This is a genomic window from Delftia sp. Lp-1 (genome assembly GCF_020523835.1).
In the GTDB taxonomy this organism is placed as follows: Bacteria; Pseudomonadota; Gammaproteobacteria; order Burkholderiales; family Burkholderiaceae_C; genus Comamonas; species Comamonas acidovorans.
In genome coordinates this window covers 187,675-200,535 of record NZ_JAJALJ010000004.1, presented here as the reverse complement: position 1 = coordinate 200,535, position 12,861 = coordinate 187,675, and the positions used below count along the sequence as shown (strand labels likewise).

Here is a 12,861-nt window from a genome sequence, read left to right as displayed (position 1 = left end):
GGGGACGACACCCTCGCTGCGGGGTGGCCCTTGCTCGGTGTCCCCGATCTGGGCCCTGCCGGTTCCAAGTTCCAGTCCCACCTTTTCTGAGGAGCAAAGATGAACACCATCCACGTTGATGTGGTCAGTGCCGAAGAGTCCATCTTCTCCGGTGAAGCGCGCTTTGTCGCCCTGCCCGGTGAATCCGGCGAACTGGGCATTTTTCCCCGCCACACTCCGCTGATCACGCGCATCAAGCCTGGCTCGGTGCGTATCGAGATGGCGGACGGCAGCGAAGAGTTCGTCTTCGTGGCCGGCGGCATCCTGGAAGTGCAGCCCAACTGTGTGACCGTGCTGTCCGACACCGCCATCCGCGGTGCCGACCTGGACGCCGAGAAGGCCGAGAAGGCCAAGCTCGAAGCCGAGGAAGCACTGAAGAACGCCAAGAGCGAAGTCGATCTGGCGCGTGCCCAGTCCGAGCTGGCCGTCATGGCCGCTCAGATCGCGGCCCTGCGCAAGTTCCGCCAAAAGCGCTGAGCCCCATTCGGGCTCCAGCTGCAAGAAAGCCGCCCTCGGGCGGCTTTTTCTTTGGTGCGAAAGGCTGGAAGGCCGATCACCGGCCCCATGGCTCAGTCGCCGCAGCGGGCCTGGTACACGTAGGTCACGGCATTGTCCTTGGGGTCCACCGTGCGCGACTTGTGCGTCACGGCCTTGGCGGGCACGGGGCACAGGGCGCGGATCTGTTGCTCGCAGCGCTTGGGGTCGTCTTCGCGCAGCTTGCAGCTGAGCACATAGTCATATTCCTGCGAGTCGTCGAGGATGGGGCTTGCGCAGGCGCTCAGGGTCAGCACGGCGGCCAGCAGGCCCAGGCGGGCCAGGGTGTTCTTCATGGTGTGGATGCTCCTTGATGAAATGGCGTGACGCTATCACAGCCTCCGTGCCCGCGATAGCTTGATGAAGGGGGTGGCTCGGCCCGGCCTGCGCAGCCTGCCTGCCTTTCAGTGGTGCTGTATCACGACAGCATCGGGAAGATTGTCGCTGCCATCGTGCACAGGCTGGAGCGGGTCACGCGGAAAGTTGGTTTCAAGCAGCAGGCTCACGCGCTCCAGGGCTGCCGTCATGCCCATGGCGTAATGGCCGCCCTGAAAGGCGGCACCCATGTCGCTGATCAGCGTTTGCCATTGTTCCGCCGGCAGGGTGCGCGCCAGGGCGCGGTCGGCGACGATTTCGATGGCGTGGTCGGCCAGCAGCAGATAGATCAGGGCACCGTTGTTGTGTTCGGTATCCCAGACGCGCAGCTTGCCAAACAGCGTGATGGCGCGCTCGCGCGGCGTGGCGTCGCGCCACAGGTAGCTGGGCGGCAGTCCGGGTTCGACGCAGATGCGAATCTGGCCTGTATGGCGCTGCTCGCTCATGGTGATCAGGCGCTCCAGCTCCGCCAGGCTTTCAGGCGGGAGTGCACGGCGCAACTGCCCTTCGGCCCAATGGTGGCGCAGCAGCCGGAGCAGACGCTGTACAAAGCCTGTGATTGCAGCCGCCATCTCACCAACTCCCCGAGGCGCCGCCGCCCCCGAAACTGCCGCCTCTGCCAGAGCTGAAGCCCCCGCCACCGCTGCGGCCGCCGCCTCCGCCAAACCCGCCACCACCGCCCCATCCACCGCCGCCACCCCTGCTGGAGCGGCCGCTTCCCAGCAGGGTGAACAGCAGCGCGACGACTCCCGCTCCTGCGGCGACGAGCAGGCTGGCCGTCACCACATAGGCGGCAATGCCGGCGCCTGCCCCCGCCAGCACGGAGGCCAGCGGCCGGCCCAGTACCGAGCGCAGGATGGGGCCGACCACGGCCACGCCGAAGAAGAAGAACAGCATCAGGTCTTCCATGTCGAAGCCCCTGTCCGGGCTTTTGGAAGACTGGGGGCTGGAGGAGGGCGCCGGCAGTTGCTCGCCCGCAATGCGCGCTGCCACCTGGTCCAGCGCAGCGGTGATGCCGCCCGCATAGTCCCCCTGGCGAAAGCGCGGTGCCATCTGCTGGTCGATGATGCGCGCGGCCGCCAGGTCGGGGATCGCGCCTTCCAGCGCGCGGGCCACTTCCATGCGCATGCGCCTGTCGTTCTTGGCAATCACCACCAACAAGCCGTCGCCCACGTCGCGGCGGCCGATCTTCCAGTCACTGGCCACGCGCCAGGCATAGGCGGCAATGTCCTCGGGCGCGGTGGTGGCCACCATCAGCACGACGACCTGCGAGCCTGACTTCTGTTCGATGCCACGCAGCCTGTCTTCAATGGCGCGTGCCTCATCGGCCGACAGCGTACCCGTCTGGTCGATGAGCCGCGCCGAGAGGGCCGGCACGGGCTGCGGCGCCTGCGCCAGCGTGCTCCCGGGCAGCAGCAGCATGGTCAGGGCAAGGGCGCAAAGCATGCGCCACAGTGGCACCAGGGACATGGTCACGGCTTACTTGTTGCCGAAGTCCACCGTGGGCGGACGGGAGATTTCGGCCTCGTTCTGCACGCTGAAGCTGGGCTTGGGTTCGTAGCTGAAAACCTTGGCCGTCAGATTGGTCGGAAAGCTGCGCGCCAGCACGTTGTAGGACTGCACGGCCTGGATGTACTGGTTGCGCGCCACGGTGATGCGGTTCTCCGTGCCCTCCAGCGTCACGCGCAGGTCGCGGAAGCCCTGGTTGGCCTGCAACTGGGGATAGCGCTCGGCCACCACCATCAGCCGCGACAGGGCACTGGACAGCTCGCCCTGCGCCTGTTGGAACTTGTTGAAGGCCTCGGGGTTGTTGACCAGCTCGGGCGTGGCCTGGATGGAGGTGGCCTTCGCGCGTGCCTCCACCACCTTGGTCAGGGTTTCCTGCTCGAAATTGGCCTCGCCCTTGACCGAGGCCACGATGTTGGGCACCAGGTCGGCACGGCGCTGGTACTGGTTGAGCACCTCGCTCCAGGCCGACTTGGTCTGTTCGTCAAGACGCTGGAAGTCGTTGTAGCCGCAGCCGGTCAATGCCAGGACGGTGGCAAGCGTGGCGAGTAGACGTTTCATAAGATGGCAACCTGAAAGCGACAATGGAAAACAGTATCGCGCACGAGCATGCGCAATGCTGGCGATTGTGCTGCGCGCCCGGCCTGCTGCCCTGTAGGGCAAAGGCCCTTGCGCAGCGGTGTGGCAAGGACTGCTAACAGGGCTTTTATGCACGAATTCACGGCGGCGCGCTGGTTGCCCGGGGGCCACGCCCAGACCATCTGGCCGGCACTGTTCGCGCGCCGCTGGCCGGTGGGCCAGGCGGCGCCCGCCTGGCGCTGGGAGCGCTGGGATACCCCGGATGGGGACTTCATCGATGTCGCCTTCGGCGGTGCTTCCACCCTGCCTGACGACGCGCCATGGCTGGTGCTTTTCCATGGCCTTGAAGGCTCGGCGAACAGCCACTATGCCCAGGCCATGGCCTGGGTGGCCGCGCAGCGTGGCTGGCACATGGCCGTGCCGCACTTTCGCGGCTGCAGTGGCGAGGTCAACCGGGGGCCGCGCGCCTATCACTCGGGCGATGTGCAGGAGGTGGACTGGATACTGCGCCGCCTGCGCGCACGGTCTTCCCGCCCGCTCCATGTGGTGGGTGTTTCCTTGGGCGGCAATGCGCTTGCGCGCTGGGCCGGTCTGCAGGCAGACAAGGCCGCCGAGGTGGTCCAGGCCCTTGCGGCGGTGAGTGCGCCGCTGGATCTGGCGGCTGGCGGCATGGCGCTGGGGCAGGGTCTGAACCGCTGGATCTACACACGCATGTTCCTGCGCACGCTGGTGCCCAAGGCGCGGGTCAAATGGGCGCAATTTCCCGGCCTCTTCGACCGCGATGCCGCGGTGCGCGCGCGCGATCTGAAGGAGTTCGATGACGCGTTCACGGCACCCGTGCATGGCTTTCTCGATGCGCACGACTACTGGGGCCGGGCGGCAGCCAAGCCTGTGCTGGGCAGCATTGCCGTGCCTGCGCTGCTGCTCAATGCGCTGGACGATCCCTTTGTCCCTGCATGCAGCCTGCCAGGGCCAGGCGAGGTCGGCCCACGGGTTACGCTGTGGCAACCGCCGCACGGCGGTCATGTGGGTTTTGCACAGGGACATTGGCCAGGGCATGTACTGGGCATGCCGCAGGCCGTCACGCAGTGGCTGGCAGACAGCGAACAAGGATGAATGCAATGGACGATATCGTGAAGCAGGCCATGGCCAAATGGCCCCATGTGCCCGCCTGCAGCGGCTGGCTGGGGCTGGACGAGCGCGGGCGCTGGTATCTGCGCGATGAAGAGGCCCAGGCCTGCGGCGCTTTCGACAGCGGCATCCCGGGAGCCAAGGGCGCGGAGGTGCGCAACGAAAAGCTGGCGGACTTCATTGCCCGCAACTATCTTGCCGAGCCCGACGGTCGGTGGTTTTTCCAGAATGGTCCCCAGCGTGTGTATGTGGAACTGGAAAGCACACCCTGGATATGGCGGTTGCGCTGGGATGGCGAGCGCCTGCAGGTGCACAGCCACACAGGGGCAGAGCTGCAGGCCGCAGCCATCAAGGCGGTTTTGATGGATGAGACAGGGCGCCTGTATCTGGCCATGCCCTCCGGCCTGGGCCTGGTCCATACGCAGGACATGGTCGATGCCGCGGCCGCGCTGGACGCCAGCATGCTGCCTGCCTGTGAAGAGGTGCCGGCACAGACGTTGCCGCAACGCTACGGTTTTGTGCGCAGTCCGGCCCGGGCATGAAAAAACCGGCCGAAGCCGGTTGGTGCCAGACATCCTGGGCCTTGCTCAGTTGGCGGGTGCCGCTGCACCTTCCGCTGCAGCGCCTTCTGCGGCCGGGGCCTTGGGCTCTTCAAACTTGCCACCTGCGGCATTGGTCATGTAGACCACGCCACGGGCAATTTCGGTGTCGTTGAAATCGCCGCCGCCTTGAGGCGCCATCGCTCCCTTGCCCTTGAGGGCCGAGTGCACCAGACCTTCCAGACCTTGTGCCAGGCGCGGGCCCCAGGCCGCGGCATCCGCGAACTTGGGAGCACCTGCGGCACCTGTGGCATGGCAGGCCGCGCATTGGCCCTTGAAGACTTCTTCACCCGAGCGCAGCGGGCGATTGGCATCCCGGATTTCCACGAGGCCGATTTTCTGCAGCCGCTGGGCCTTGGCCATTTCGGTCTGGGAAGCGCCGGCGCCGGCCTTGTCGGCCGAACTCACGTATTGCACGAGGCCGATGATCACGAACACCGGAACCACGAACGAGAAAAACACCGCCATCAGCAGCTGCTTGGGGTTCTTGATCGGGCCCGTATGGGCTTCTTCGGTGTGGGTTGCGCTCATGAAGTCCTCTTGTGTTGTGGGGGCGTGAGTCAACAACAAATTATATCGACGAGCCTCTTGCAGACACTGCGCGCAGACCCGGGTTGACCTGGGGCGCACATATGCCATGAGATGGATCAAGCAAATGGCAAATGCTTTCCGCGCGCCATGAAAAAGAGGTGTTCACCTTGCGGAGAACACCTCTGTGCGGTTGGCGCGGCAGATGCCTGCCTTGGTCTTACTGCGCGGGCGCGGCTGCCGCTGCTGTCGCTGTCCTGTCGGTCCAGCCGCCGCCAAGCGCCTTGTACAGCTCGATCTGGTTGAGCAGCTGCGCCAGACGCACGCTCACGGTGGATTGCTCCAGCGCGAACAGGCTGCGCTGTGCATCCAGCAGGTCCAGGTAGCTGGCCACGCCGTTGCTGTAGCGCAGGTCGGACAGCTTCAGGCGTGCCTGCTCGGCTTCGAGCTGGGCGCGCTGGGCCATGATCTGGTCACGCAGGGTGCCCTGGCTGTCCAGTGCGTCGGAGACCTCGCGGAAGGCGCTCTGGATGGACTTCTCGTACTGGGCGATGGCCACTTCGCGCTCGACCTTGGCCGCAGCCAGATTGGCCGAATTGCGGCCCGCATCGAAGATGGGCAGGAGGGCGGATGGCGCGAGGGTGAAGCCCCAGCTGCCGCTCTTGAACAGGCCCGACAGCTCGTTGCTGGCCGTGCCGAACTGCCCCGTCAGCGTGATGCGCGGGAAGAAGGCGGCACGCGCGGCACCGATGTTGGCGTTGGTGCTGATCAACTGCTGCTCGGCCTGGCGAATGTCGGGCCGCTGTGTGAGCAGGTCCGAAGGCAGGCCGGCCGGCACGGCGGGCAGGTCGGCCGTGTCGCGCAGGCCCTGGCTGGAGCCCAGGCTGGCGAGCACGTCCGCTGGCAGGGACTGGCCCAGCAGCAGCACCAGGGCGTTTTCATCCAGGGCGCGCTGGCGCTGCTGCTGCGCCAGCGTGGCGCGCGCAGCCTCGGTCAGCGAGACGGCCTGGCGGTAGTCCAGCTCGGACGCCACGCCCGTGTCGAAGCGCAGCTTGGTCAGCTTGATCGACTCTTCACGGGTCCGCAGCGTGTCGCGCGAGATCTTCAGCAGTTGCTCGTCGGCCAGCAGCGTGTACCAGCCGCTGGCCACAGCGGCCACCAGGCTGGTCTGCGCGGCGCGGCGAGCTTCCTCGGTCGCCAGGTACTGGGCCAGGGCGGCTTCCTTCAGGCTGCCGATGCGGCCGAAGAAGTCCAGCTCCCACGAGGTGACGGCGAGGCCCACCTGGTAGCTGTTGACGTACTTGGTGCCCGAGCCCGTGGTGTTTGGAGCGCGGCTGGCGTTGACGCCTGCACCGACCGTCGGGAACTGGTCGGCGCGCGTGATCCGGTACTGGGCCTGGGCGCGCTCGATGTTGAGCGCAGCCACGCGCAGGTCACGGTTGTTGTCCAGCGCGGTGCGAACCAGCTGCTGCAGGCGTGCGTCCTGGAAGAAATCCTGCCAGGGCAGCTGCGCTGCAGCCGTGCCGCCTTCCGCCGCAGCGGTGGCGTTCGCGCGGGTGTACTGCGCCGCGACCGGAGCGGCAGGGCGCTCGTAGGTGGGGATGAGCGAGCATCCCGCCAGGAGCACGGCGGTGGCGATGGCCACCGGGGTACTGCGATTAATCATGGCTCAAGGCCTCCTTGCCGGCCGGTGTGGACGGCGGGTTGTGCGTTTTGATCTTGCCCTTGAACAGCTTGCGCACCACGACGAAGAAGGTGGGCACGAACAGCACGGCCAGCACGGTGCCGGTGATCATGCCGCCGAGCACGCCGGTGCCGATGGCACGCTGGCTGGCCGAGCTCGCGCCCGTGGCGATCACCAGAGGCACCACGCCCAGGCCGAAGGCCAGCGAAGTCATGATGATGGGGCGGAACCGCAGGTGGGCGGCTTCCAGCGCAGCCTCGATCAGTCCCTTGCCTTCGGCCTGCAGGTCCTTGGCGAACTCCACGATCAAGATCGCGTTTTTCGCCGACAGGCCGATCACCGTCACCAGTCCGATCTGGAAGTACACGTCGTTGGAGTAGTTGCGCAGCAAGGTGGCAAGCACCACGCCCAGCAGACCCAGCGGCACGACCAGAATCACCGACAGCGGAATCGACCAGCTCTCGTACAGGGCGGCCAGGCACAGGAACACGGCCAGGATGGCGAAGGCGTACAGGAAGATGGCCTGCGAGCCCGCCAGCTTTTCCTCACGCGACTGGCCGGTCCACTCGAAGCCGAAGCCTTCGGGCAGCTTGGCAGCCAGCTTTTCCATTTCGTCCATGGCATCGCCCGAGCTGAAGCCCGGAGCAGCCGAGCCTTCGATACGCACGGCTGGGTAGCCGTTGTAGCGCACCGTCTGCTGGGCGCCCTTGACCCACTTGGTGGTCGCGAACGTGGACAGCGGCACCGGATCGCCCTTGGCATTGCGCGCGTTCAGGCGCAGCAGGTCGTCGGGCTGCATGCGGGCCGGAGCATCGGCCTGCACGATCACGCGCTGCAGACGCCCCTGGTTGGGGAAGTCATTGACGTAGGACGAGCCCAGCGCCGTGGACAGCGCGGCATTGATCGAGGTGAAGTCCACGCCCAGGGCGTTGGCCTTGTCGCGGTCGATCTCGATGCGCAGCTGGGGCGCGTCCTCCAGACCATCGGGACGCACGCCGGCCAGCACCTTGCTCTGTCCGGCCATGCCCAGCATCATGTTGCGGGCGTTGATCAGCGCATCGTGTCCGTGGCCGGCACGGTCCTGCAGGCGGAACGAGAAGCCCACAGCGTTGCCCAGTTCGGGAATGGGCGGCGGGTTCACGGCGAACACGAAGGCATCGCGGATGCCCGACGTCATGCCCATGATGCGGCCCGTCATGGCGTCCACCGTGGAGTTCGCTCCCTTGCGCTCGGACCAGTCCTTGAGCGGCACGAAGGCGAGGGCGGCGTTCTGGCCCTGGCCGGAGAAGCTGAAGCCCAGCACGCTGACCATGTTGGCCACTTCGGGCTGCGGCAGCACGGCTTCTTCCACCTGCTTCATCACCTCCAGCGTGCGCTCCTTGGCGGCGCCAGGGGGCAGTTGCACGTTGACGATGAAGTAGCCCTGGTCCTCGGTCGGCAGGAACGAGGTCGGCAGGCCACGGAACACCACCACGGCGCCCGCGATCACGGCCAAGTACACACCGATCATCAGCACCGAGCGCTTGAGCAGTCGGGCCACCCAGCCCTCATAGGACTTGGCCGAGCGTGCGAACGTGCGGTTGAACCAGCCGAAGAAGCCCTTCTTCTCGTGGTTGTGACCGGCTTCCACAGGCTTGAGCAGCGTTGCGCACAGGGCCGGTGTCAGCGTCAGCGCCATGAAGGCCGAGAAGCTGATGGAGGCCACCATCACGATGGAGAACTGCCGGTAGATATTGCCGGTGGACCCCGCGAAGAAGGCCAACGGTATGAACACCGCGATCAGCACCAGCGTAATGCCCACGATGGCGCCCGAGATCTGGCCCATGGCCTTGATCGCGGCTTCGCGCGGCGGCAGGCCTTCCTCGCTCATGATGCGCTCGACGTTCTCCACCACCACGATGGCGTCATCCACCACGATGCCGATGACCAGCACCATGCCGAACATGGCCAGCACGTTGATCGAGAAGCCCACGGCCTGCATGACCGCGAAGGTGCCCAGCAGTGCAATGGGCACCACGATGGTCGGGATCAGCGTGTAGCGCCAGTTCTGCAGGAACAGGTACATCACCAGGAACACCAGCACGATGGCTTCCAGCAGCGTGTGGGCCACCTTCTCGATGGAGATGCTCACGAACTTGGAGCTGTCGTAGGGAATGGAGTACTTCACGCCCTTGGGGAAGAACTTCTGCAGCTCTTCCATGCGCGCATGCACGGCCTTGGCCGTGGCCAGCGCATTGCCGCTGGGCGTCAGCTGGACGCCGATACCCACGGCATCCTTGCCGTTCAGGCGGGCGGAGGTCGCGTAGGCCTGGCCGCCGATCTCGATGGTGGCCACGTCCTTGAGGCGCACGGTGGAGCCATCGGGATTGGCGCGCAGCACGATGTTCTCGAACTGGCCGATCGAAGACAGCTGGCCCATCACCGTCACCGTGGCGGCGATCTTCTGGCCCGTGATGTTGGGCAGGTCGCCAATGGCGCCGCTGGCCACCTGGGCGTTCTGGCTGCGGATGGCGGCCGTCACGTCCTCGGCCGAGAGCTTGTAGCCCTGCAGCTTGGCGGGATCGAACCAGATGCGCATCGCCTTTTCCGTGCCGAACAGCTGTGCCTGGCCCACGCCGGCCACACGCTGGATTTCGGGAACGATGTTGCGCGAGGCGTAGTCACCCAGGGCCACCGTGTCATAGGCCTTGGCGTCCTCGGACGACAGCATGATGAACAGCAGGAAGTTGGACGACGCCTTGTCCACGCGCACGCCCTGCTGCGTCACGGACGCAGGCAGGCGCGGCGTGGCGCGCGACAGGCGGTTTTGCACGTCCACCTGCGCCAGGTCCACGTTGGTGCCGGCCTCGAAGCTGATGGTGATGCTGCCCGTGCCATCGGCCTGGGCCACCGACTCCATGTAGACCAGACCGGGCGAGCCGTTCATTTCGCGCTCGATCACGGACAGCACGCTGTCTTCGAGCACCTTCGCGGACGCGCCTGGGTAGGCGGTGTTGATGACGATGGCTGGAGGAGCCACCTTGGGGTATTGAGCGATCGGAAGCTTGGTCAGCGCAATACCACCGAGGACGATGATGAACAGCGCGACGACCCATGCAAAGATCGGTCTGTCGATAAAGAACTTGGCCATTGCTGAGCCCCTTGATTACTTCTTGTCTGCCTGGTCCGCAGGCTTGGCGTCGGCTGCGGCTTGCGGGGCTGGCGCTGCCGCGCCGGCCGGCTTCTGGGCACCTGCGGCCTCTGGCTGCCAGGGCACGGGCTTGACCGGCGTGCCGGGCGGCAGCATCTGCAGCTTCTGGAAGCCGTCGACCATGACCTTCTCACCCGCCTGAAGGCCTTCGCTGACCAGCCATTGGTTGTTCTGGGCCGTGGTCACCTTCACCTGCCGCTTGGTGATCTTGCCGTCGTCGCTGACCACGCTCACGGTGTCGCCGGTTTCGGTACGTGTCACCGCCTGCTGTGGCACGGCAATGGCGTTGGACGCCTGGGCCTGCTCCATGCGCACGCGCACATACATGCCGGGCAGCAGCAATCCCTTGGGGTTGGGCACCTCGGCACGCAGCGTGACCTGGCCGGTGGAGCTGTCCACGGTCAGGTCGGTGAACAGCAGCTTGCCCTTGAGCTCATAGGCCGTGCCGTCGTCCAGGCGCACCTCGACGCTGGCAGCCTCGGCGCCATCGGCCTTCTTGAGCTTGCCCTGCTCCATCGCGCGGCGCAGCCGGAAGGCCTCGCTGGACGACTGGGTGAAGTTCACATAGACAGGATTGATCTGCTGGACCACGGCCAGCGGAGTCGCCTCGCCCTGGCCGACCAGCGCGCCTTCGGTCACCAGAGACTGGCCGATGCGGCCAGAAATGGGGGCGGTGACGCTGGTATAGCCAAGATTGATCTCGGCGGTCCGCACGGAGGCCTTGCCGACCGCGACGTCAGCCTGGGCCTGCTTGTAGGCCGCCTCTGCATTGACGAAGTCCTGCTTGCTGATCGCGTTGGCGGCAACCAGCGGGCGATAGCGTTCCAGTTGCGCCAGTGCCTGGGCCTGGTTGGCCTCGGCACGGGCCTGCGTGGCCTTGGCACTTTGCAGCGTCGCCTGGTAGGGCGCCGGATCGATGCGGTACAGCACCTGGCCGGCCTTCACGTCGCTGCCTTCCTTGAACAGGCGCTCCTGCACGATGCCGGCGCTGCGGGCGCGGATCTGGGCCACGCGGCGCGCATCCACGCGGCCAGGGAGTTCGGTCACAAGGCCCACGTCGGCGGGGGTGGCGACCACCACGCCCACCGGCACGGCGGGCATCTGCTGCTGCGCGGCAGCTTGTTCTTCGGGCTTTTTCCCGCAGGCCGCCATGGCCATTGCGGCAGTGACGGCCAGGGCCACGGTGGTGAGGCGCAGACTGCTGTAAGGGGACGGAGCGGCTGACACATTGCTGCGTGTGCTGGGCATGATGGGTCCTTGTGCTGAATCAAATAACGATGTTGACGTTCCGGTCAGCGCTATCCGGAACGCCCGTGTCCACGGGCAAGTCGCGGATTATACATACATACATGAATGTATAATGACCGCTGTTGCTGCAAGGCGGCGCGAAGCATGGCGTAGCGTGGCATGGCCGGGCTCAACGATGGAAGGAAATACATCTTGGCACGACGAACGAAAGAAGATGCGTTTGCAACGCGCAACAGTCTGCTGGACGCTGCGGAGCAAGTGTTCTACGAACAGGGTGTCGCCCGGGCCTCGCTCAACGAGATTGCCCAGCGAGCCGGCGCCACGCGCGGTGCGGTCTACTGGCATTTCAAGGACAAGCTGGATCTCTTCTACGCCATGCTGGACCGCGTCACGCTCCCGCTGGAGCAGGCCGCTCAGGGCGACTGCGAGGATGACTCCGAATGCGATGCGCTGGAATATGTGCGGCGCCTGATGGCGGTGGTCTTCGGGCGCATCGCCGATGACGACAGTACGCGGCGCGTCTTCGAGATCCTGCTGCTCAAGGTGGAATACGTGGGCGAGCTCATGCCCGTGCAGGAGCGCAACCGTGCCGCACTGGACTCTTTTTCCGCGCAACTGGAGCTGGCGCTGCGCGCGGCTGCCGAAAGCCATGCGGTGACCATGTCCATGCCGGCTCCCCAGGCCTCGATCGCGCTGTGCGCCATGTTCGATGGCCTGTTGCAGAGCTGGCTGCTGGGAAGGGCCTTCGATCTTAAGCAGGTGGGCGCGCAGGCGGTGGACGTCTGCCTGCGGGGGTTGGGCTTCACGGTGCCGCAGGCGCAATAGCGCCGGGTCCTGGGGGCTTGGACGTGCCGGGGCAAAGTCATGCGACAATGCTCGGCTTGTGCAGGGCAGCGATGCCCTGAGCGGCTGTAGCTCAGTGGATAGAGTATTGGCCTCCGAAGCCAAGGGTCGTGGGTTCGATCCCCGCCAGCCGCACCACAATTTTTCTTGGATCGCCCAGGTGGCCTGAGAAAAAACTGCACTGAAATTTTTTTGACGAAAAAAACGGTGCTAGAATTCAAATCTCTTCGGAGGGGTGCCCGAGTGGCTAAAGGGGGCAGACTGTAAATCTGTTGGCTTACGCCTACACTGGTTCGAATCCAGTCCCCTCCACCAGTAATGGTGAAGAAGAGAAGTCATCTGAAAAGATGGCGACGTGCAGTCAATCTGTGCGGGAGTAGTTCAATGGTAGAACCCTAGCCTTCCAAGCTAATGACGCGGGTTCGATTCCCGTCTCCCGCTCCAGTTGGCGAGCAAAGTTTTTTGAGATTGCTTCGGCAGCCTCAAGGCCCATGTGGCTCAGTGGTAGAGCACTCCCTTGGTAAGGGAGAGGTCGGCAGTTCGATCCTGCCCATGGGCACCATTATCTCTGGTGCGCTCGCTAGATGGGGTTGCGCCAAATCCTG

At 65.4% G+C, this 12,861-nt stretch carries 11 protein-coding genes, 4 tRNA genes and 1 pseudogene; 8 read left to right on the top strand and 8 right to left on the bottom strand.

Annotation, left to right across the window (positions count from 1 at the left end):
* The first annotated feature begins 99 nt into the window (after positions 1-99).
* Entirely contained in the window at positions 100-516 is a 417-nt protein-coding gene (locus LGR64_RS26045) for a F0F1 ATP synthase subunit epsilon (protein ID WP_012202358.1), read from the top strand.
* Between the two features lie 92 nt (positions 517-608).
* On the opposite strand, the gene LGR64_RS26040 is transcribed toward LGR64_RS26045, so the two are convergent.
* The 4 genes from LGR64_RS26040 to LGR64_RS26025 all read right to left on the bottom strand — a co-directional run bounded on the left by LGR64_RS26040 (position 609) and on the right by LGR64_RS26025 (position 3,015).
* Positions 609-869 (bottom strand): hypothetical protein, encoded by a 261-nt coding sequence (locus tag LGR64_RS26040; protein WP_012202359.1) that lies wholly within the window; start codon positions 867-869, stop codon positions 609-611.
* Between the two features lie 108 nt (positions 870-977).
* A complete protein-coding gene (locus LGR64_RS26035; protein WP_012202360.1) occupies positions 978-1,520 on the bottom strand; it encodes a TPM domain-containing protein in 543 nt (180 codons plus the stop codon).
* A gap of 1 nt (position 1,521) precedes the next feature.
* Positions 1,522-2,394, bottom strand: coding sequence for a TPM domain-containing protein (locus LGR64_RS26030; RefSeq protein ID WP_141833164.1), 873 nt, complete (start codon positions 2,392-2,394; stop codon positions 1,522-1,524).
* Between the two features lie 33 nt (positions 2,395-2,427).
* A complete protein-coding gene (locus tag LGR64_RS26025) occupies positions 2,428-3,015 on the bottom strand; it encodes a LemA family protein (protein WP_012202362.1) in 588 nt (195 codons plus the stop codon).
* A gap of 147 nt (positions 3,016-3,162) precedes the next feature.
* Here LGR64_RS26025 and LGR64_RS26020 point away from each other — a divergent pair, with 147 nt between their 5' ends.
* A complete protein-coding gene (locus LGR64_RS26020; protein WP_141832712.1) occupies positions 3,163-4,149 on the top strand; it encodes a YheT family hydrolase in 987 nt (328 codons plus the stop codon).
* Positions 4,150-4,154: 5 nt separating this feature from the next.
* Positions 4,155-4,706 (top strand): DUF2946 family protein, encoded by a 552-nt coding sequence (locus tag LGR64_RS26015; protein ID WP_034397906.1) that lies wholly within the window; start codon positions 4,155-4,157, stop codon positions 4,704-4,706.
* A 57-nt stretch (positions 4,707-4,763) separates the two neighbouring features.
* Here the strand turns inward: LGR64_RS26015 and LGR64_RS26010 are convergent.
* The 4 genes and pseudogenes from LGR64_RS26010 to LGR64_RS25995 all read right to left on the bottom strand — a co-directional run.
* Positions 4,764-5,294 (bottom strand): annotated as a pseudogene (locus tag LGR64_RS26010) (c-type cytochrome); the annotation flags it as partial.
* Between the two features lie 217 nt (positions 5,295-5,511).
* A complete protein-coding gene (locus LGR64_RS26005; protein ID WP_141832710.1) occupies positions 5,512-6,957 on the bottom strand; it encodes an efflux transporter outer membrane subunit in 1,446 nt (481 codons plus the stop codon).
* On the bottom strand, positions 6,950-10,105 hold the full coding sequence (locus LGR64_RS26000; protein WP_141832708.1) for an efflux RND transporter permease subunit: 3,156 nt from the start codon (positions 10,103-10,105) through the stop codon (positions 6,950-6,952). The genes LGR64_RS26005 and LGR64_RS26000 overlap by 8 nt, the downstream gene beginning before the upstream one ends.
* Positions 10,106-10,120: 15 nt before the next feature.
* Positions 10,121-11,413, bottom strand: a complete 1,293-nt coding sequence (locus tag LGR64_RS25995; RefSeq protein ID WP_088166612.1) for an efflux RND transporter periplasmic adaptor subunit — start codon at positions 11,411-11,413, stop codon at positions 10,121-10,123.
* A 192-nt stretch (positions 11,414-11,605) separates the two neighbouring features.
* Here LGR64_RS25995 and LGR64_RS25990 point away from each other — a divergent pair, with 192 nt between their 5' ends.
* The 5 genes from LGR64_RS25990 to LGR64_RS25970 all read left to right on the top strand — a co-directional run bounded on the left by LGR64_RS25990 (position 11,606) and on the right by LGR64_RS25970 (position 12,818).
* On the top strand, positions 11,606-12,238 hold the full coding sequence (locus LGR64_RS25990; protein WP_169807227.1) for a TetR family transcriptional regulator: 633 nt from the start codon (positions 11,606-11,608) through the stop codon (positions 12,236-12,238).
* 80 nt (positions 12,239-12,318) lie between these two features.
* Positions 12,319-12,394 (top strand) — tRNA-Arg (locus LGR64_RS25985).
* Positions 12,395-12,485: 91 nt separating this feature from the next.
* A tRNA-Tyr gene (locus tag LGR64_RS25980) sits at positions 12,486-12,571 on the top strand.
* Between the two features lie 55 nt (positions 12,572-12,626).
* A tRNA-Gly gene (locus tag LGR64_RS25975) sits at positions 12,627-12,700 on the top strand.
* 43 nt (positions 12,701-12,743) lie between these two features.
* A tRNA-Thr gene (locus LGR64_RS25970) sits at positions 12,744-12,818 on the top strand.
* The last annotated feature ends 43 nt before the right edge of the window (positions 12,819-12,861 follow it).

Bases quoted from the DNA above. Each gene is read 5' to 3' on its own strand.
- LGR64_RS26045 (WP_012202358.1), top strand. From the start codon at position 100: ATGAACACCATCCACGTTGATGTGGTCAGTGCCGAAGAGTCCATCTTC.
- LGR64_RS26040 (WP_012202359.1), bottom strand. From the start codon at position 869: ATGAAGAACACCCTGGCCCGCCTGGGCCTGCTGGCCGCCGTGCTGACC.
- LGR64_RS26035 (WP_012202360.1), bottom strand. From the start codon at position 1,520: ATGGCGGCTGCAATCACAGGCTTTGTACAGCGTCTGCTCCGGCTGCTG.
- LGR64_RS26030 (WP_141833164.1), bottom strand. From the start codon at position 2,394: ATGCTTTGCGCCCTTGCCCTGACCATGCTGCTGCTGCCCGGGAGCACG.
- LGR64_RS26025 (WP_012202362.1), bottom strand. From the start codon at position 3,015: ATGAAACGTCTACTCGCCACGCTTGCCACCGTCCTGGCATTGACCGGC.
- LGR64_RS26020 (WP_141832712.1), top strand. From the start codon at position 3,163: ATGCACGAATTCACGGCGGCGCGCTGGTTGCCCGGGGGCCACGCCCAG.
- LGR64_RS26015 (WP_034397906.1), top strand. From the start codon at position 4,155: ATGGACGATATCGTGAAGCAGGCCATGGCCAAATGGCCCCATGTGCCC.
- LGR64_RS26005 (WP_141832710.1), bottom strand. From the start codon at position 6,957: ATGATTAATCGCAGTACCCCGGTGGCCATCGCCACCGCCGTGCTCCTG.
- LGR64_RS26000 (WP_141832708.1), bottom strand. From the start codon at position 10,105: ATGGCCAAGTTCTTTATCGACAGACCGATCTTTGCATGGGTCGTCGCG.
- LGR64_RS25995 (WP_088166612.1), bottom strand. From the start codon at position 11,413: ATGCCCAGCACACGCAGCAATGTGTCAGCCGCTCCGTCCCCTTACAGC.